The sequence below is a fragment of the Mesorhizobium sp. M0030 genome, from assembly GCF_040323695.1.
In the GTDB taxonomy this organism is placed as follows: domain Bacteria; phylum Pseudomonadota; class Alphaproteobacteria; order Rhizobiales; family Rhizobiaceae; genus Mesorhizobium.
The window spans coordinates 128,603-145,771 of record NZ_JAMYVE010000012.1 but is presented as its reverse complement, the minus strand read 5'-3'; the positions used below and the strand labels follow the sequence as shown (position 1 = coordinate 145,771).

The 17,169-nt window shown below is 62.6% G+C and carries 20 protein-coding genes and 1 pseudogene; 10 read left to right on the top strand and 11 right to left on the bottom strand.

Features of this window, described 5'->3' with window-relative positions:
* Window positions 1-34: 34 nt before the first annotated feature.
* The 3 genes from NKJ80_RS23080 to speB form a co-directional block, all read right to left on the bottom strand.
* Complete coding sequence (locus NKJ80_RS23080; protein ID WP_023669403.1) at window positions 35-874, bottom strand: aminoglycoside phosphotransferase family protein; 840 nt, start codon at window positions 872-874, stop codon at window positions 35-37.
* Between the two features lie 61 nt (window positions 875-935).
* Complete coding sequence (argC, locus tag NKJ80_RS23075; RefSeq protein WP_023669404.1) at window positions 936-1,862, bottom strand: N-acetyl-gamma-glutamyl-phosphate reductase; 927 nt, start codon at window positions 1,860-1,862, stop codon at window positions 936-938.
* Between the two features lie 29 nt (window positions 1,863-1,891).
* A complete protein-coding gene (speB, locus tag NKJ80_RS23070; protein ID WP_023669405.1) occupies window positions 1,892-2,893 on the bottom strand; it encodes an agmatinase in 1,002 nt (333 codons plus the stop codon).
* Between the two features lie 98 nt (window positions 2,894-2,991).
* On the opposite strand from speB, the pseudogene NKJ80_RS23065 reads away from it, so the two are divergent.
* Window positions 2,992-3,211: pseudogene (locus NKJ80_RS23065) on the top strand (glycerophosphodiester phosphodiesterase family protein); the annotation flags it as partial.
* Between the two features lie 188 nt (window positions 3,212-3,399).
* Here the strand turns inward: NKJ80_RS23065 and NKJ80_RS23060 are convergent.
* Window positions 3,400-4,272 carry an aldo/keto reductase family oxidoreductase gene (locus NKJ80_RS23060; RefSeq protein ID WP_023819361.1) on the bottom strand — a complete coding sequence of 291 codons (873 nt, stop codon included), beginning with the start codon at window positions 4,270-4,272 and terminating at the stop codon, window positions 3,400-3,402.
* A 91-nt stretch (window positions 4,273-4,363) separates the two neighbouring features.
* On the opposite strand from NKJ80_RS23060, the gene NKJ80_RS23055 reads away from it, so the two are divergent.
* Window positions 4,364-5,263 (top strand): LysR family transcriptional regulator, encoded by a 900-nt coding sequence (locus NKJ80_RS23055; RefSeq protein ID WP_023693291.1) that lies wholly within the window; start codon window positions 4,364-4,366, stop codon window positions 5,261-5,263.
* 267 nt (window positions 5,264-5,530) lie between these two features.
* On the opposite strand, the gene rpsI is transcribed toward NKJ80_RS23055, so the two are convergent.
* The 3 genes from rpsI to NKJ80_RS23040 form a co-directional block, all read right to left on the bottom strand.
* Entirely contained in the window at window positions 5,531-6,013 is a 483-nt protein-coding gene (gene rpsI / locus NKJ80_RS23050) for a 30S ribosomal protein S9 (RefSeq protein WP_023669408.1), read from the bottom strand.
* A 1-nt stretch (window position 6,014) separates the two neighbouring features.
* Entirely contained in the window at window positions 6,015-6,479 is a 465-nt protein-coding gene (gene rplM / locus NKJ80_RS23045) for a 50S ribosomal protein L13 (RefSeq protein WP_023669409.1), read from the bottom strand.
* A gap of 216 nt (window positions 6,480-6,695) precedes the next feature.
* Entirely contained in the window at window positions 6,696-7,160 is a 465-nt protein-coding gene (locus tag NKJ80_RS23040; protein ID WP_352498358.1) for a PaaI family thioesterase, read from the bottom strand.
* Between the two features lie 146 nt (window positions 7,161-7,306).
* Here NKJ80_RS23040 and NKJ80_RS23035 point away from each other — a divergent pair, with 146 nt between their 5' ends.
* The 6 genes from NKJ80_RS23035 (at window position 7,307) to NKJ80_RS23010 (ending at window position 11,874) form a co-directional block, all read left to right on the top strand.
* Entirely contained in the window at window positions 7,307-8,128 is an 822-nt protein-coding gene (locus NKJ80_RS23035) for an enoyl-CoA hydratase (protein ID WP_023689473.1), read from the top strand.
* Window positions 8,129-8,139: 11 nt separating this feature from the next.
* Window positions 8,140-8,562 carry a VOC family protein gene (locus NKJ80_RS23030; protein WP_352460135.1) on the top strand — a complete coding sequence of 141 codons (423 nt, stop codon included), beginning with the start codon at window positions 8,140-8,142 and terminating at the stop codon, window positions 8,560-8,562.
* A gap of 8 nt (window positions 8,563-8,570) precedes the next feature.
* Window positions 8,571-9,347, top strand: a complete 777-nt coding sequence (locus NKJ80_RS23025) for an AAA family ATPase (protein ID WP_023693294.1) — start codon at window positions 8,571-8,573, stop codon at window positions 9,345-9,347.
* Entirely contained in the window at window positions 9,344-9,865 is a 522-nt protein-coding gene (locus NKJ80_RS23020; protein WP_023669414.1) for a CoA-binding protein, read from the top strand. The genes NKJ80_RS23025 and NKJ80_RS23020 overlap by 4 nt, the downstream gene beginning before the upstream one ends.
* 167 nt (window positions 9,866-10,032) lie before the next feature.
* The gene (locus NKJ80_RS23015; protein ID WP_352498357.1) at window positions 10,033-11,313 is read left to right on the top strand and encodes an O-acetylhomoserine aminocarboxypropyltransferase; all 1,281 of its coding nucleotides are present in this window, start codon (window positions 10,033-10,035) and stop codon (window positions 11,311-11,313) included.
* Between the two features lie 228 nt (window positions 11,314-11,541).
* Window positions 11,542-11,874, top strand: coding sequence for a cupin domain-containing protein (locus tag NKJ80_RS23010; protein ID WP_373420123.1), 333 nt, complete (start codon window positions 11,542-11,544; stop codon window positions 11,872-11,874).
* 20 nt (window positions 11,875-11,894) lie between these two features.
* On the opposite strand, the gene NKJ80_RS23005 is transcribed toward NKJ80_RS23010, so the two are convergent.
* The 4 genes from NKJ80_RS23005 to NKJ80_RS22990 all read right to left on the bottom strand — a co-directional run bounded on the left by NKJ80_RS23005 (window position 11,895) and on the right by NKJ80_RS22990 (window position 14,573).
* A complete protein-coding gene (locus NKJ80_RS23005; RefSeq protein ID WP_352498356.1) occupies window positions 11,895-12,422 on the bottom strand; it encodes a type 2 periplasmic-binding domain-containing protein in 528 nt (175 codons plus the stop codon).
* Window positions 12,307-12,609: a transporter substrate-binding domain-containing protein gene (locus NKJ80_RS23000; RefSeq protein WP_348625504.1), complete on the bottom strand. Its 303-nt coding sequence runs from the start codon at window positions 12,607-12,609 to the stop codon at window positions 12,307-12,309. Before NKJ80_RS23000 ends, NKJ80_RS23005 begins: the two co-directional genes overlap by 116 nt.
* A gap of 18 nt (window positions 12,610-12,627) precedes the next feature.
* Entirely contained in the window at window positions 12,628-13,875 is a 1,248-nt protein-coding gene (locus NKJ80_RS22995; RefSeq protein WP_023693297.1) for a cytochrome P450, read from the bottom strand.
* Window positions 13,876-13,982: 107 nt separating this feature from the next.
* Window positions 13,983-14,573, bottom strand: a complete 591-nt coding sequence (locus tag NKJ80_RS22990) for a hypothetical protein (RefSeq protein WP_023689466.1) — start codon at window positions 14,571-14,573, stop codon at window positions 13,983-13,985.
* 310 nt (window positions 14,574-14,883) lie between these two features.
* Here NKJ80_RS22990 and clpP point away from each other — a divergent pair, with 310 nt between their 5' ends.
* Entirely contained in the window at window positions 14,884-15,513 is a 630-nt protein-coding gene (clpP, locus tag NKJ80_RS22985; RefSeq protein WP_023682306.1) for an ATP-dependent Clp endopeptidase proteolytic subunit ClpP, read from the top strand.
* 295 nt (window positions 15,514-15,808) lie between these two features.
* Entirely contained in the window at window positions 15,809-17,083 is a 1,275-nt protein-coding gene (gene clpX / locus NKJ80_RS22980) for an ATP-dependent Clp protease ATP-binding subunit ClpX (RefSeq protein ID WP_023682305.1), read from the top strand.
* The last annotated feature ends 86 nt before the right edge of the window (window positions 17,084-17,169 follow it).

Sequence of the window (17,169 nt, the reverse complement as noted above, 5' to 3'; positions counted from 1 at the left end):
GCCTCGCTACGTCTAAAGCGCGAGGCTGCGCCGGTCAGAAGCTGAGCCGCACCTTTCGGATCACTCCCGCAACCGACAGCTCGCGGTTCTCGTCGACCGCATTCTCGTCCTCATGATGCCATGCGGCCGACAGGCAGCCATAGGCGATGGCATGGTCGAGAATGGCAGCCGGCGTCTGGCCGAGTGTCCTGGCGAAGATCTCAGCCATATGCGCGATGCGCTCGGGATCGAGGCAGAGGTCGTCGCGCCCCAGTGGGTTGTAGAACAGATTGGCGGCGTCGAAGCCGGGATCGCCGAGCACGCCCTTCGGGTCGATCGCCAGCCAGCCGCGCGCACCGTGCAAAATGTTGTCGTGATGCAGGTCGCCATGCAGCGGCTTGACCGCATGCGGGGCATCGAGCAGCCGGTCCGCGATTTCGGCGGCCTCGATATAGAGGCTGTGCTCTCCGGCGTCGCGATCGGCTCCGGCCTTTTTGAACAGGCTGGCAAACCGTGTCCGCAGCGGCTGCAGGTCCGGCGGGGCAGGGTGTCTTGAGGGCGAGAACAGTCTCCCCATCAACTCGGCCGCGATTGCGGTCGCGGCGTTGTCGCCTTCTTTGGCCAGAACGTCGGAAAGCAGGGTGTCGCCGGCATATTCGAGCAGCATGCGGTGGCCGTCCCGGCCAAGCAGCCGCACCGCGCCTTCGCCGCGCCGCCATGCGAGATAGTGCTCGCCGCGCAACTCGTCCTCGACATCGTCGAATGGTTTGAGCGCCTTGACGATGGCCGGCGAGCCGTCCTCACGCCGCACCTTCCAGATGCGGCTCGAAAACGTCTCCGCAATGAGCTCGGGCGCGCTGATCTTCCAGCGCTTTGGAAATGCAGGCGCGTCCATTCAGAGCGTGATGCCGAAAAGTGTTAAGCGGTTTTCGGGCAACATGCTCTCTCCAACTGAATTAAAGGCCGAGCATCAGATCCATGTTCTGAACGGCAGCACCCGAGGCGCCCTTTCCGAGATTGTCATAGACCGCAATCAGCAGCGCCTGCGCCCTGTCGTCATTGGCAAAGACATAGACCTTCATGCGGTTGGTGCCGTTATAGACCTCGGGATTGATCTCGGGCAGGCGCTCCACGTGCTCGTAAGGAGCTACCTCGACCACGCCGCCCTTGATGGCGGCAAAATGGTCGGCGATTGCCGCGTGCAGTTCGGCGCCGGCCGGCACATGGTCGAGCCCGCCGAGCTGCAGCGGCACCACTGTGATCATGCCTTGGGCGAAATTGCCGACCGCCGGCTGCATGATCGGATCGTGCGACAGCTTCGCATAGGTGCGCAGCTCCGGCACATGCTTGTGCTGCAGGGTCAGCCCATAGACCTGGAATTCAGAGGCATCCTCGCCCTTGGCGACATAGTCCTCGATCATCGGCCGGCCGCCGCCCGAATAGCCCGAAATGCCATTGACGGTGATCGGGAAATCCGCCGGCAGCAGGCCGGCGGCGACCAGCGGCCGCAGTGTCGCGATCGGTCCTTGCGGCCAGCAGCCGGGATTGGCGACGCGTTTTGCATTGGCGATGATCTTGGCCTGGCCCTTTTCCATCTCGGCAAAGCCATATTCCCAGCCCTCGGCTACGCGATGCGCCGTGGAGGCGTCGATCACCTTGGTGGTGTCGTTGGCAATCAGCGATACGCTTTCCTTGGCAGCCGCATCCGGCAGGCACAGGATGGCGACATCGGCTGCATTGAGGAACTCGGCGCGCGCCGCCGTTTCCTTGCGGCGCTCGGCCGGGATCGAGATGATCTCGAGGTCGCCGCGCTCGGCCAGCAGCGCCCGGATCTGCAGGCCGGTGGTGCCGTGTTCGCCATCGATGAAGATTTTCGGTTTCATGTGCCCGTCAATTCCCTGCTAATTCAGGCCTATATGCCCTGGCCATGGTTTGCCGCGCCATGGTTGCCGCTGTTCAGCTCTTCCGCCCGCGCTTTTCGCTCGGCCACCAGGCCGAGATAGTGCATGGCCACCATCGAGCCGGCGATCGCCGTTATATCGGCGTGATCATAGGCCGGCGCAACCTCGACGACGTCGGCGCCGACAATATCGACTTGGCCGAGCTGGCGCAGCGTCGACAGGATTTTCGCCGAGGACGGTCCGCCGGCAACCGGCGTGCCGGTGCCGGGCGCAAAGGCCGGGTCGAGGCAGTCGATGTCGAAGGTGAGATAGGTCTTCCTGCCGCCGGTGCGGTCGACGATCGCATAGGCGATGTCGGAAGCCCGCATCTCCTCGATCTCGTGACCGTAAAGGATCTTGATGCCGAACGTATCGGGGGCATGCGTGCGGATGCCGATCTGGATCGAACGATCAGGATCGATGATGCCCTCATTGACGGCGCGCCCGACGAACGAACCGTGGTCGATGCGCTTGCCATCGTCAGGCCAGGTGTCCTGATGCGCGTCGAACTGCACCAGCGCCAGCGGCCCATGGATGGCGGCATGCGCCTTGAGCAGCGGCCAGGTGACGAAATGGTCGCCGCCGAGCGACAACAGGAAGGCACCCGATTTCAGGATCTTCGCCGCCTCGCGCTCGATCGTGCCTGGTGTCTTCTGGTGATTGCCCGAATCGAGCAGGCAATCGCCATAGTCGATGACGGCGAGATGCTCGAACAGGTCGCGCGAGAACGGATATTGCGGGTCGTTGTCGAGGATCGCCGAGGCGCGGCGGATCGCCTGCGGCCCGAAGCGCGCGCCCGGCCGGTTGGTGACGGCGGCATCGAACGGAATGCCCCACACGACGGCGTCCGCGCCCTTTGCATCCTTGGTGTATTTGCGCCGCATGAACGACAGCGCGCCGGCATAGGTCGGCTCGAAGGAAGGCCCCGTCTTGGAGCGGGCGGTGAACGCGTTGTCGATGGTCTGGTTCGCCATTACGGGTCCTTCTTTGTTCATCGGGCTGCCACAACTACAGAACCGGCACGCAAGATGCCAGTCACAGCTTGGCGAAGGACTTGTATCGCCAAGGTGCAAGGCCCGGCGGCTTCCTCTCCGGCGGCTGCGGCGATGAACTGGCGGTGCAGGCCGGCATGCCGGCCGAGACCACGGTTTCTGGGCCGAACGCGGCGCCACCATCATCCAGACCGACGAACCGAAGGCTGCCATTGGCTGGCTGGGGGCCAACGGGTTTAGGGTGCCTTATGTGGATGAGGCGAAGCCGGCCGAGCCGCGAATACGGCGAGTATCAATTAGAAATCGTACGTCGGCGCCATCACCCCACCCGGCGCTGCGCGCCGAGGGGAGGTAGGGCGTTGGCGCTTTAGATCCCGACAGTCGTAGCGATTGCGAGGCATGCAAGGCTGCCGCGACCTCCTACCTCCCCTCGATGGGGAGGTCGCGCCGAAGGCGCGGGTGGGGTGACAGCGCCGCCCGCAAAATCTTCACGCCGCTTTCGCCACCCCATCCAATTCCCTTAGCACATCGGCCGACAGCTCCAGTTCCGCCGCCGCCAGGTTCTCTCTCAAATGCCCGATCGACGACGTCCCCGGGATCAGCAGGATGTTCGGCGAGCGGCGCAGCAGCCAGGCGAGCGCAACCTGCAAGGGTGTGGCGCCGAGCCGCGCGGCCACATCCGACAAGGTCGACGACTGCAGCGGGCTGAAACCGCCGAGCGGGAAGAACGGCGTGTAGGCGATACCGGCGCGCGCCAGTTCATCGATCAACCCGTCGTCGTCGCGATGCGCCAGATTGTACTGGTTCTGCACGCAGACGATCTCGGCGATCCCACGGCCTTCCTCGACCTGCGCTGGGGTGACGTTGCTCAGGCCGATATGGCGCACCAGACCCTTGCGCTGCAGTTCGGCAAGCGCGGTCAACTGCGGCTCGATCGAGCCCTCGGCGGGACCCATCACCCCGAACATGATGCGCAGATTGACGACATCCAGCACCTCAAGACCGAGATTCCTGAGATTATCGTGCACGGCCTGCTCAAGTTCCTTGGCGGAATAGGCAGGCAGCCATGAGCCGTCGCTGCCGCGCCGCGCCCCGATCTTTGTGACGATGACGAGGTCTTGCGGATAGGGCGCCAGCGCTTCGCGGATCAGCTGGTTGGTGACATGCGGGCCATAATAGTCGCTGGTGTCGATGTGGTTGACCCCGGAGGCCACCGCTTCGCGCAGCACTGCAATGGCCGCGTCATGATTCTTCGGCGGACCGAAAACGTGCGGGCCGGCAAGTTGCATGGCGCCGTAGCCGAGCCGTCTCACGGTGTGGCTGCCGAGGGTGAATGTGCCGGATTTTTGGATGGTGGACATGGTCGGTCTCCTTTGAGGAGGCGAAGATAGACGCTGCTCAACCTCGGGATAATAAGGTACAATCCGTACAGCTTGTGCGGAATGGCGAACAATGATGGACCTTGGCGACCTGAACGCTTTCGTGACGGTGGCGCGTGCCGGCGGCTTTCGCGAAGGGGCTCGCGCCGGCGGCGGCAGCGCGTCGGGCCTGAGCGAAGCGGTGCGCCGCCTGGAGACGCAGCTCGGCGTCAGGCTGTTCAACCGCACGACACGCAGCGTCGTTCCGACCGACGCAGGTCTCAGCCTGCTCGGACGGCTTGGCCCGGCGCTGTCGGAGGTGGAGGCGGCCCTCGACGTGGTCAATGGCTTTCGCGACAGGCCGGCTGGTTCGCTGCGCCTCAACGTCCCGGTCAGCGCCGCGCGGCTGATATTGCCCGACATCGTTCCGGGCTTCCTCGCCGCCTATCCCGGCATTCGGCTGGAGGTCATCGCCGATGAGAACTTCGTCGACGTGCTGGCGGCGGGCTGCGACGCCGGCATCCGCTATGACGAGCGACTGGAGCAGGACATGATCGCGGTGCCGATCGGACCGCGCGTCCAGCGCTTCGCCACTGGCGCCAGCCCCGCCTATCTCGAGCGCCATGGGCGGCCGCAGCACCCGAGCGACCTGCTTGGCCATGCTTGTCTGCGCGGTCGTTTTGCCAGCGGTGCGATGCTGCCGTGGGAATTCGAGCGCGACGGCGAGGTGGTGCGTGTCGACACGACGGGGCCGTTGATCGTGCGGATCGGCGGGGCGAGCGATCTTGCCGTCCATGCGGCCATTGCCGGCAGCGGCATCGTCGCTCTCTTCGAGGGCTGGCTTCGCCCTCACTTCGAAAGCGGCGCCCTGGAGCCCGTGCTCGAACCGTGGTGGCAGAGTTTTCCCGGACCATTTCTGTACTATCCCGGACGGCGTCTGGTTCCAGCGCCGCTACGGGCGTTTATCGATTACATCAAGGCCGGCAAGTTCTGAGACTTGAACCGAGGCCGGCGCCATCACCCCACCCGGCGCTTCGCGCCGACCTCCCCATCGAGGGGAGGTAGGGTGCCGCGTTTTTATGGTCGAACTGGTTTGCTAGCCGCTGGACCATCGTGGATTGTCCGGGCGGCAAAACTGCCGCGACCTCCTACCTCCCCTCGATGGGGAGGTCGGCGCGAAGCGCCGGGTGGGGTGACTGCCGAGACCCAAAAGAAAAGGCCGCCCGGAGGCGGCCTTTCGATGTCTGGAACGTCGCAGCGCTTAGCGCTTCGAGAACTGGAAGGAACGACGGGCCTTCGCCTTGCCGTACTTCTTGCGCTCGACGACGCGGCTGTCGCGGGTCAGGAAGCCGCCCTTCTTGAGCACGGCGCGCAGTGCCGGCTCATAGTAGGTCAGCGCCTTGGAGATGCCGTGACGAACGGCACCGGCCTGGCCGGACAGGCCGCCGCCGATGACGGTGGCGACGATGTCGTACTGGCCGGCGCGGTTGGAAGCGATGATCGGCTGGTTGAGGATCATCTGCAGGACCGGACGCGCGAAATAGGTCGCGAATTCCTTGTCGTTGACGACGATCTTGCCCGAACCCGGCTTCACCCAGACGCGGGCGATGGCGTTCTTGCGCTTGCCGGTGGCATAGGCGCGGCCCGACTTGTCGAGCTTCTGGACATGGACGGGTGCTGCCGGCTGGGTGTTGGTGTTGCCGGTGGCGGCGCCCAATTCTGCGAGCGAGGAAAGCTCAGCCATCTTATGCAACCTTCTTGTTCTTGGCGTTCAGCGCGCCGACGTCGAGGGTGACGGGCTGCTGGGCGACATGCGGATGTTCCGTGCCTGCATAGACGCGGAGGTTCTTCATCTGACGACGGCCGAGCGGCCCGCGCGGGATCATGCGTTCGACGGCCTTCTCGACGACACGCTCGGGGAAACGGCCCTCGAGCAGCTGGCGCGCGGTGCGCTCCTTGATGCCGCCGGGGTGACCGGTGTGCCAGTAATAGACCTTGTCGGTGAACTTCTTGCCGGTGAACACCACCTTGTCGGCATTGATGACAATGACGTTATCGCCGTCGTCGACATGCGGGGTGAAGGTGGGCTTGTGCTTGCCGCGAAGATGATTGGCGATGACAGTGGCGAGACGGCCGACGACGAGACCCTCGGCGTCGATCAGCACCCACTTCTTCACCACATCCGCAGGCTTCTGCGAAAAGGTTGCCATGGATTTTCTGCTTTCGATTTTGACCTTCCGAAGAAGGCGTTTCTTGTTGCTTGGATTGGCGACAAGGCACTTGCCCGCCGCCAATAACAAAACGGCGGCCTTTGCGGGCCGCTGCTTCGTGACGGCTTATAGGCGAGGGGGTGGTGCACGTCAAGGCTCGGGAAAAGCACGTCTGCTCGTAAAGTGTAATAAAAACAAAGGTTTGATCAAAAGGTATTATTTTACCACATCGGCGGCGCGCTTCGGCGGGATCGAATAGGTGCCGGTCGCATGCGCTACCGTGTGTCCCTTCGGTCCGGCGACGATGTCGATATCGAACACCATCAGGCTCTTGCCCAGATTCAGGATGCGGCAATGGCCGTCGATCGGCCCGGCTTCGGCCTTGCGGACAAAATTGATGTTGAGGTTGACGGTAACCGAAAGCGCATCCGGCCCGGCATGGCTGAGCACGCAGACATAGCCGCCAATGTCGGCCAGCGTGAACAGCGAGGGCCCGGACACCGTGCCGCCGGGACGCAAATGCCGTTCGCTGGCGTTAAGCCGCACCGTGCAGCCGCCGGGAAACACATCGAGCGCCTCATACGACGTGAACTCGTCGTTGAGCTGGGGGTAGACGCTGGCCATCAGCGCATTGACTTCAGCCGCCGTCAGCACCGGCTTGAGATTGTCCTGGGCGGGCATGTCGGTCTCTCGTTCTATGCCGGGCCTGTATGAACGCAATGATGCGCTTCTGGCAACACCTCTGGCGCAAGCGATGGGTGTTGATGAAACTCGATCCGATATTAGATAGTCTGGCGGCGCCCGGCGGAATCGCGGAGACCCTTGTCATGGCCGAAATCCTTTCGATCAAACCTGTTGCCATAGACGGGCCGGTCATCGCCGGGCTGGACAAGGGCGTGCTGCGCCTGACGCTCGCCAATCCGCCCGCCAATGCCTTGTCGCTTTCCGTCATGGCGGCATTGAGCGCCGAGCTCGACCGTGCCAAGGCCAACAAATCGGTCCGCGTCATCGTCTTGGCGGCCGCCGGGAAAGTCTTCTGCGCCGGTCACGATCTCAAGGAAATGACCGCGCGCCGCGCCGACGCCGACAAGGGCAAGGGGTTTTTCGAGCAGACATTTTCGGCTTGCGCGGCGTTGATGCAGCAGATCGTGCGCCATCCGCTCCCGATCATCGCCGAAGTCGATGGCCTAGCCACCGCTGCGGGGCTGCAACTGGTTTGCAGTTGCGACCTCGCCATTGCCTCGCATGAAGCGACCTTCTGCACGCCGGGCGTCAATATCGGCCTGTTTTGTTCGACGCCGATGGTGGCGCTGTCACGCAACGTGTCTCACAAGCACGCCATGGAAATGCTGCTCACCGGCGAGACCATCGATGCCGCAACCGCCAAGGAATTCGGCCTGGTCAACCGCGTCGTGCCGCGCGAATACCTGAATCAGATCGTCACCAAATACGCGCAAACCATTGCCTCCAAATCATCTCTGGTGGTCAAGACCGGCAAGGAAGCCTTTTACGCGCAGGCCGAGATGGGGTTGGCGGACGCGTATGCCTATACCGGCCGCGTCATGGTCGAGAACATGCTGGCCCGCGACGCCGAGGAAGGCATCGGCGCCTTCATCGGCAAGCGCAAACCGGAATGGACGGACGAATAGGTTTTCGATCCATGGAACCGCGCATCTCCATCATCACCATCGCCACCGACGATCTCGAGCGCGCCGTGCGCTTTTACGAAGGCATGGGCTTGAAGCGCCACGCCGGCATCACCGATGGCGTCGCCTTCTTCCAGATGGGCGGCGCCATTCTCGGCCTGTTCCCGAGGCCAAGCGCCGAGGAGGATTCAGGCATTGCCTTCGCCGCAGCACCGTCGGCGGTCTACCTCGCCTACAACACCCGCTCCGATGCCGAAGTCGACGACGTGCTGGCGGCCGCCGAGAAGGCCGGCGGCAGGATCGTCAAGCCGGCAGGCCGCGCCTTCTGGGGCAGCTGGTATGGATATTTCGCCGATGCCGACGGCCATGTCTGGGAAGTCGCACACAATCCGGCCTTCCCGATCGCGGATGACGGCACCATCTCGCTGCCGGACTGAGCGTCCGCATGGGCTATCGCAAGCAACTGACCCGGCTTAAGGCGCCTTATCTCAAACGCATCCTGATTGACCCCGAGCGCGTGGAAGATTGGGACAAGTATCCCTGGAACCTGCCTCTGTTCCGCGGCCGCGAATTCGAGCTCGAATTCACCACGCCGATCACCATCATTGTCGGCGAAAACGGCACCGGCAAATCGACGCTGCTGGAAGCGATCGGCGCGCTGGCCGGTTACGACGAAGCCGGCGGCGGCAAGGGCTACATGCCCGTCGACCACTCCGGCGCCATCGACGAGAGTGGTGCAGCGCTTGCCGACACGTTGCGCGGCCACTGGCTGCCGAAGGTCACAGCGGGTTGGTTCTTCCGCGCCGAATCTTTTTACTCGGTTGCCCGCTATCTCGATCAGGCGGCGCTGGAATCTGGCGGGGCGCCGCCGGATTTCCTGTCCTGGTCGCATGGTGAAGGGTTCATCCGCTTCTTCGAGGAGCGCTGCCGCCGGCAAGGTATCTACATCCTCGACGAGCCCGAAAGCGCGCTGTCGCCATCGCGGCAGATCGAGCTGCTGAAGATGCTGCGGCGCATGGACCGGTCCGGCACGGCTCAAGTGATCATGGCGACGCACTCGCCGCTGCTGATGGCCTGTCCGGGCGCGCGGCTGTTCCGCATCAGCCGCTTCGGCCTCGACCCCACAGATTTCACCGATACCGATCATTTTCGCATGATGCGCGACTTCTGCACGGACCCGCAGTCCTTTATGGAGGAAGCACTGAGGGAGACCGACGAGTGAATCACGATAGCTACGACAATGCCTACATCGGCGGCATCCTCAATTCTGTGAAGACCATCGCCATGGTCGGCGCGTCGGCCAACGATGTCAGGCCGAGCTTTTTCGTGCTGAAATACCTGCTGGCCAAGGGCTTTTCGGTGTTTCCGATCAATCCGGGGCAGGCCGGCAAGGAAATCCTCGGCCGCATGACCTATGCCAGCCTTGCCGATCTGCCTGAACCGGTCGACATGGTCGACATCTTTCGCGCCTCCGCAGCGGTGCCCGGCATTGTCGATGAGGTGCTGAAGCTCGACCCCTTGCCGAAAGTCGTCTGGATGCAGCTTGGCGTGCGCGATGACGAGGCGGCCGCGCGTGCCGAGGCGGCCGGTATCAAGGTGGTGATGAACCGCTGCCCGAAGATCGAATATGGCAAGCTGTCGGGCGAGATCGGCTGGACCGGCGTCAACTCCGGTGTGCTTTCGTCGAAGAAGCCGCTGATGCGGTCGGGATTCCAGAGTTTCGGTGTGCGCCAGAAGTAAGGCAGTGAATGGTGAATGGTGAATAGAAGGATTTTCCTGGAAGCCGGGTAAAGCCGCATATGAGCGGCTTGCAATCAAGGTGGGACTGGCCGACTTTGCGACCACCATTCATCGCTCACCATTGACCATTTCATCATTCACACGTTTACCGCTCAGGGAGGTTTTCGATGACCCGCACGCCCGGTTTCAACACGCTCGCCGTCCATGCCGGCGCCAAGCCCGACCCGGCGACGGGCGCACGCGCCACGCCGATCTACCAGACGACCTCCTTTGTGTTCGACGATGCCGACCATGCCGCCTCGCTGTTCGGGCTGAAGGCCTTCGGCAACATCTACACCCGCATCATGAACCCGACCCAGGCGGTGCTGGACGAGCGGATCGCGGCGCTCGAAGGCGGCACGGCTGCACTTGCCGTTGCTTCCGGCCATGCCGCACAGGTGATCGTGTTCCACAATCTCATGCGGCCTGGCGATAATTTCGTCGCCGCCACAAGGCTTTACGGTGGTTCGATCAATCAGTTCGGCCATGCCTTCAAGAATTTCGGCTGGGAGGTGCGTTGGGCCGACACCAACGACGTCTCCACCTTCGAAAGCCAGATAGACGACAAGACCAAGGCGATCTTCATCGAGAGCCTGGCCAATCCCGGCGGCACCTTCGTCGACATAGAGAAAATCGGCGACATCGCCCGCAAGCACGGCTTGCCGCTCATCGTCGACAACACGCTGGCCTCGCCCTATCTGGTGCGGCCGATCGAGCATGGCGCCGACATCGTCGTCCATTCGCTGACCAAGTTCATCGGCGGCCACGGCAATTCGATCGGCGGCGCCATCGTCGATGGCGGCACGTTCGACTGGTCGAAATCCGGCAAATATCCGATGCTGTCGGAGCCGCGCCCCGAATATGGCGGCCTTGTCCTGCACGAAACCTTCGGCAATTTCGCTTTCGCCATCGCCGCGCGCGTGCTTGGCCTGCGTGACATCGGCCCGGCGATTTCGCCGTTCAATGCCTTCCTGATCCTGACCGGGCTGGAGACCTTGCCACTCAGGATGCAGCGCCATTGCGACAATGCGATCACCGTAGCCGGCTGGCTGTCCAACCACCCCAAGGTCGCCTGGGTCAACTATCCCGGCCTGCCCAGCGACAAGAACAACGCGCTGCAGAAGAAATACTCGCCGCAAGGCGCCGGTGCTGTCTTCACCTTCGGCCTGAAGGGCGGCTACGACGCAGGCATCAAGTTCGTCGAGGCGCTCGAACTGTTCTCGCACCTCGCCAATGTCGGCGATACCAAGTCGCTGGTCATCCATCCGGCCTCGACCACGCATCGCCAGCTTTCCGACGAGCAGAAGGTCAAGGCGGGTGCCGGACCGGACACGGTCCGGCTTTCCGTCGGCATCGAGGATGTCAACGACATCGTCGCCGATCTGGAACAGGCTTTGACCAAGGTTTGATTTTTTGAGTGAGTAGTGAGTAGTGATTAGTGAGTAGTGAGTAGTGAGTAGTGAGTAGTGAGTAGTGAGTAGTAGTCGGTATTCACTAGTTAGCAGTGATTAGTGATCAGCCACCCGCTCGAGGGAGCGCTTTCCGCTCACTACTCACTAGTCACTACTCACTGCACTACTCACTGCACTACTCACTACTCACTAATCTGTTGGAGGCAAACCCTGTCCGCGCATTACTTGGCAATATCGACCGACAGCGTCGACGCCGAACATGGCGCCCCGGCGCCGGATCGTCTGATTGCGGGCGATCCGAAGTTCCGCACCTGGAATGTCGAGGAGCGCGATGGCCGCCTCTATGCCGGCATCTGGGAAGCGACGCCGGGCAAATGGCGCATCGAATATGACGAATGGGAGTTCTGCCACATCCTGTCCGGCGTCTCGGTGGTTGCCGAGGATGGCGGCGAGGCGCGCACGGTCCGGGCCGGCGACAGCTTCGTGCTCAGGCCAGGCTTCAGGGGCAGCTGGGAAGTGCTTGAAACGACCCGCAAGGAGTATGTGGTCAAGCTCTGATCTCGCGGCGCGCTTGGACTTCACAAAAGCCGATCGATGTCAGTGTCGGAAAAGCCGTATCCGCTCATCATCTCCCTGTGCCAGGGACTGCCAAGCAAATCACTGAGGCATAAGTCGACGCGCTGGAGCAGGGTGGCACTGCCTTTGGCGAGAGCGAAAGCGCCGGGCGCTGGCTGTTTTTCGACTGCCGGGACGTCGACGACGTCGAGAGGCGCGTCGGGTCGCCGGCTCAGATAGCCGCGATGCGCGAGCGCTACACTCGCATAGGCATGCACCACGCCGGCCGCGACGGCGTTAGCTGCTTCGGCCTGGATGGCAAATATCCTTAGCCGTTCGGGCTGAATAGCGTTTTGCAGGGCCGTCCGGTGCTGGATCTGGCCCGATATGACGCCGATCAGCGCCGTCCGATCATTGGCGACGGACCGATAGCCATCAAAGGCGCGGGGATTGTCTTTCGCGACCAGCAATCCATCCGCCAGCATCCAGATCGGCCTTGTGAAGTCGACCAGCTTCCGGCGGTCTTCGGAAATGAACAGGCCGGTGGTCATGTCCCACCCCTTCGGCAAGCCCAGGCAGCAGCTCGGCAAACTCGGTCTCGATGGGCAAAAGTTCCAGCCCGAGCGTCAGGCAGACCCTCTTGGCCAGTTGGGCATCGCTGCCGCCCAGACGTCCCGATCCGTCGATAAAGCAGAAGGGTGGTTCCTGTAGAAAGGCGAATCTCATTTTCTCGGGCATGCGTCGGCTCCGCCGTCCTCACAAGCTCACAGTGAGCTTTTCCAGCCCATGGAAATGATAGGTGTCGCGGAAGCGCGGCTGCTCCGCAAGATGGAGTTGCGGCTGCCGCTCGAACAGGGTTTTCAGCGACACCTGCAACTCCAGCCGCGCCAGCGGCGCACCGATGCAGAAATGGATACCGGCGCCGAACGAGACATTCTTCTGGTCTAGTCGGCCGGGCCGGAAGGCGCCCGGTTCGGCAAAGGCAAGCGGATCATGATTGGCCATGCCGAGCAGCAGGCCGACCGTCTCGCCCGGTTGTACGACAACCCCCGATGTCACCTCGACCTCCTGATAGGCGTAGCGGGTGAACATGTGCAGCGGCGCGTCGAAGCGCAGGCACTCCTCGACCGTTGCAGCGGTTGCTTCCGGCGAGGTGAAGAAACGGCCGGGGTCGCCGCCTTGCGCCAGCAACGTGCGCACGGCGTTGCCGGTTTGATGGACGGTCGCCTCGTGGCCTGCATTGAGCAACAGGATGGCAGACGAGACCAACTCGTCTTCCGACAGCTTCTGGCCATCCTCTTGTGCCGCGATCAGCAGCGATAGCAGGTCGTCGCCAGGCTTCTTCCGCCGCTCGGTGACATAGCCGCGCAAAAAGTCGGAAAAATCGTGCGCGGCGCGATTGGCCGCTTCCTCGGTCTCGCGCGTCCGGCCATGCATGTACATGGCCACCATCCGGTGCGACCAGTCGAGCAGTTGCGGCCCCATTTCGACCGGCACACCGAGCATTTCGGCAATGATGGTGATCGGCAAAGGTGCGGCGAAGCTGGGCAATAGATCGACCTGGCGCGGTTCGAAACGGTCGATCAGCTCATTGGCCAGCGCCTCCACGCGCGGCCGCAGCCGCTCGACCTGGCGCGAGACGAAGGCGCGGTTGACCAGGGTTCTGAGCCTGGTGTGCACCGGCGGCTCCAGCTCCAGCATCGAATTGCTCTCGATGCCGTCGAAAGCGGCCAAATGCGAGCGATCCTCGCCGATGCCGCGGCTGTCGGGAATGCCGGCCGGGTTCTGGCGACCGAAGCGGCGGTCGCGCAACAGCCGGTTGACGTCGTCGAAGCCGCCAAAGCACCAAAAGCCGAATTCCTCCCAGAAGAAGGCATTCGATGCGCCATGCAGGACGGCATAGGCGTCGTAGGGGTTCTGGAAAAACGCCGGTTCGTGCGGATCGAGCCGCAGGCGGCGCGTAGCTGGATCAAAGGCGAGGTAGGGCGGCATGGATGTGGTCATGCCAGACCATTACCGCGGCTTGCCGGCTTGGTGCCAGACCGGATGTTGGCACCCGACGGCCCTATGGATTGAGCCAACCGAGGCGGACCTCGGCGAAGTACCGAAGTCTAATCCTCGCAATGCCTGGCAATATGCACGCGGCGCCAGCTGGTCGAGCCTTCCTGCACCACCACCCGGCGCGCCATCCTCTGGTATGACGGCGCTATCTGGGTGACGTGCCGCCGCTCGGGCCGCACCAGCACTTCATGGGCGACGCTCTCATATTCGGCCGGCAGCACAACCCGGCGGGTGCGCTCCGGTTCAACCACCACTGTTTCGGCCACACGCGCGTAGCGGGCCTTGCGCCACACCTTGCACAGCACCTTGCGGCCGTGGATGACGCGCCATTCCCAGGCATAGCCGCCATCGTCGACCTGGACCGTGCGGTAAACGGTGCGGGTTCTCGCCGGTACGATGTCATAGGTGACTCGGGGCGGCGCGATCTGCTCGACGCGCTCCATGGTGCCATAGATCGGCGGATCATAGTCGACCAACTGCCCGCCGGGACTGACCATGACGTCTTCATAGACGGTGTCATAGAGCGCCGGCCTGTGCACCGGCTCATAGCATTCGGCGGCCCGGCCGCCGGCAACCGCATCGGACACCATGCCGAGACCGGCAAGGCCGGAGATGGCGAGGCAAGCAGTTTTCCTGATCATGGCACTCCCCCTGTTTGAACCCGAAACGTGAGGTTCAATGTTGAATTGTAGGGGAAGGTTCTCCGGGGGAAAGCGGTTTCGCCGCATTTCGTTAAGCGACGCGGTTAAGGAATTGCTACACCGCAAAAACGCCGCTGGCCGCGTTCGGACTTTCCCTTGCGCGGAAACCTTGATTCGACTTAACCAGATGGCTAGGAGGAGGCGGCCTTGCGCTAGGGTGAGCCGGCATCCTATTTACATTCTAACCATCAAGAACCGATTCTGCCCGATGTTCCGGCGCCGGAATCCCCATCTCCAAAAAGGGTAGTCCATGAAGAACCCCGTCGAAACCTACATGAACCTCGTTCCGATGGTGGTCGAGCAGACCAATCGCGGCGAGCGGGCCTACGACATTTTCTCGCGCCTGCTGAAAGAGCGCATCATTTTCATCACCGGCCCGGTCGAAGACGGTATGGCGACGCTGGTTTGTGCACAGCTTTTGTTCCTCGAGGCCGAGAACCCGAAGAAAGAGATCAATCTCTACATCAACTCGCCGGGCGGCGTGGTGACCTCGGGCATGGCGATCTACGACACCATGCAGTTCATCAAGCCGGCGGTGTCGACGCTGTGCATCGGCCAGGCGGCGTCGATGGGCTCGCTGCTTCTGACCGCCGGCCACAAGGACATGCGTTTTGCCACGCCGAACGCCCGTATCATGGTTCACCAGCCTTCCGGCGGTTTCCAGGGCCAGGCCTCCGACATCGAGCGGCACGCGCAGGACATCATCAAGCTGAAGCGCCGCCTCAACGAGGTCTACGTCAAACACACCGGCAAGAGCTACGAAGACATTGAAAAGACGCTTGACCGCGACCATTTCATGACAGCCGACGAAGCCAAGGATTTCGGCCTCATCGACAAGGTCATTTCGTCGCGCGAGCCGGTCGAAGGCGCTGCGGCATAATCGCTGCATGGCAGTTGGGTGGCGGGATAACGCGCTTTTGCTGGGATTTGCGGCATTTCGGCCACAATTGGCTGTTCCCTCGGTGGATGGGATTGCCTACGTTAAGGCTATGTTGATTTTCGACGGCTTAGCTTTGTGCAGGGTTGGCGCGAATCATTGCGACGTTTTCTGATTTGTGTTTCGTACGGAATGCGTTGCGGGAGCCGGGACACTGGCGGCGGCGAATTCCCGCGATAGATAGAATATGCGCCCTTTCAGCCAGACCATCGGCGGGCGGCCATGAAAGGACAGGAAAATGAGCAAAGTCGGCAACAACAGCGGTGATTCGAAGAACACGCTTTATTGCTCGTTTTGCGGCAAAAGCCAGCACGAGGTGCGCAAGCTGATCGCCGGCCCAACGGTGTTCATCTGCGACGAGTGCGTCGAGCTATGCATGGACATCATCCGCGAGGAGAACAAGACCTCGATGGTGAAGTCGCGCGAGGGCGTGCCGACCCCGCAGGAGATCCTGAAGGTTCTTGACGACTATGTCATCGGCCAGCCCTACGCCAAGCGCGTGCTGTCGGTGGCGGTCCACAACCACTACAAGCGCCTCGCGCATGCCGGCAAGAACAACGACGTCGAATTGGCGAAGTCCAACATCCTGCTGATCGGCCCGACCGGCTGCGGCAAGACGCTGCTTGCCCAGACGCTGGCCCGCATCATCGACGTGCCCTTCACCATGGCCGACGCGACGACGCTGACCGAAGCCGGTTACGTCGGCGAGGACGTCGAAAACATCATCCTGAAGCTGCTGCAGTCGGCCGACTACAATGTCGAGCGCGCCCAGCGCGGCATCGTCTACATCGATGAAATCGACAAGATCTCGCGCAAGTCCGACAACCCATCGATCACCCGCGACGTGTCGGGCGAGGGCGTGCAGCAGGCGCTTCTGAAGATCATGGAAGGCACCGTTGCCTCCGTGCCGCCGCAGGGCGGCCGCAAGCATCCGCAGCAGGAGTTCCTGCAGGTCGACACCGCCAACATCCTGTTCATCTGCGGCGGCGCCTTCGCCGGGCTGGACAAGATCATCTCGGATCGCGGCAGGAAGACTTCCATCGGCTTCGGCGCCATCGTCGCTTCGCCCGAGGATCGCCGCACCGGTGACGTGTTCCGCCTGGTCGAGCCCGAGGATCTCTTGAAGTTCGGCCTCATCCCCGAGTTTGTCGGCCGTCTGCCGGTCCTGGCGACGCTGGAAGACCTCGACGAGCCGGCTCTGATCCAGATCCTGACCGAGCCGAAAAACGCGCTGGTCAAGCAGTATCAGCGGCTGTTCGAGATGGAAAGTGTCGACCTGACCTTCCATGAGAATGCGCTGTCGGCGATCGCCAAGCGCGCCATCGAGCGCAAGACCGGCGCCCGTGGCCTCCGCTCGATCATGGAAGCGATCCTGCTCGACACCATGTTCGAACTGCCCGCCCTGGAAGGCGTGCGCGAAGTGGTGATTTCGGAAGAAGTGGTGACCGGCAGCGCCCGGCCGCTCTACATCTATTCCGAGCAGAAGGAAAAGAAGGGCAACGTCAGCGCCTGATCTGGCATCTGGCCTAACCTTTTTATGGAACGGCGCCCGCGGGGCGCCGTTTTGCTGTGGTGAGGTACCGATCCTTGTGACGGAGT

What these genes read in the sequence shown, in the direction of transcription:
- NKJ80_RS23080 (WP_023669403.1), bottom strand. Translation starts at nt 874, where the DNA reads ATGGACGCGCCTGCATTTCCAAAGCGCTGGAAGATCAGCGCGCCCGAG.
- argC (WP_023669404.1), bottom strand. Translation starts at nt 1,862, where the DNA reads ATGAAACCGAAAATCTTCATCGATGGCGAACACGGCACCACCGGCCTG.
- speB (WP_023669405.1), bottom strand. Translation starts at nt 2,893, where the DNA reads ATGGCGAACCAGACCATCGACAACGCGTTCACCGCCCGCTCCAAGACG.
- NKJ80_RS23060 (WP_023819361.1), bottom strand. Translation starts at nt 4,272, where the DNA reads ATGTCCACCATCCAAAAATCCGGCACATTCACCCTCGGCAGCCACACC.
- NKJ80_RS23055 (WP_023693291.1), top strand. Translation starts at nt 4,364, where the DNA reads ATGATGGACCTTGGCGACCTGAACGCTTTCGTGACGGTGGCGCGTGCC.
- rpsI (WP_023669408.1), bottom strand. Translation starts at nt 6,013, where the DNA reads ATGGCTGAGCTTTCCTCGCTCGCAGAATTGGGCGCCGCCACCGGCAAC.
- rplM (WP_023669409.1), bottom strand. Translation starts at nt 6,479, where the DNA reads ATGGCAACCTTTTCGCAGAAGCCTGCGGATGTGGTGAAGAAGTGGGTG.
- NKJ80_RS23040 (WP_352498358.1), bottom strand. Translation starts at nt 7,160, where the DNA reads ATGCCCGCCCAGGACAATCTCAAGCCGGTGCTGACGGCGGCTGAAGTC.
- NKJ80_RS23035 (WP_023689473.1), top strand. Translation starts at nt 7,307, where the DNA reads ATGGCCGAAATCCTTTCGATCAAACCTGTTGCCATAGACGGGCCGGTC.
- NKJ80_RS23030 (WP_352460135.1), top strand. Translation starts at nt 8,140, where the DNA reads ATGGAACCGCGCATCTCCATCATCACCATCGCCACCGACGATCTCGAG.
- NKJ80_RS23025 (WP_023693294.1), top strand. Translation starts at nt 8,571, where the DNA reads ATGGGCTATCGCAAGCAACTGACCCGGCTTAAGGCGCCTTATCTCAAA.
- NKJ80_RS23015 (WP_352498357.1), top strand. Translation starts at nt 10,033, where the DNA reads ATGACCCGCACGCCCGGTTTCAACACGCTCGCCGTCCATGCCGGCGCC.
- NKJ80_RS23005 (WP_352498356.1), bottom strand. Translation starts at nt 12,422, where the DNA reads ATGACCACCGGCCTGTTCATTTCCGAAGACCGCCGGAAGCTGGTCGAC.
- NKJ80_RS23000 (WP_348625504.1), bottom strand. Translation starts at nt 12,609, where the DNA reads ATGCCCGAGAAAATGAGATTCGCCTTTCTACAGGAACCACCCTTCTGC.
- NKJ80_RS22995 (WP_023693297.1), bottom strand. Translation starts at nt 13,875, where the DNA reads ATGACCACATCCATGCCGCCCTACCTCGCCTTTGATCCAGCTACGCGC.
- NKJ80_RS22990 (WP_023689466.1), bottom strand. Translation starts at nt 14,573, where the DNA reads ATGATCAGGAAAACTGCTTGCCTCGCCATCTCCGGCCTTGCCGGTCTC.
- clpP (WP_023682306.1), top strand. Translation starts at nt 14,884, where the DNA reads ATGAAGAACCCCGTCGAAACCTACATGAACCTCGTTCCGATGGTGGTC.
- clpX (WP_023682305.1), top strand. Translation starts at nt 15,809, where the DNA reads ATGAGCAAAGTCGGCAACAACAGCGGTGATTCGAAGAACACGCTTTAT.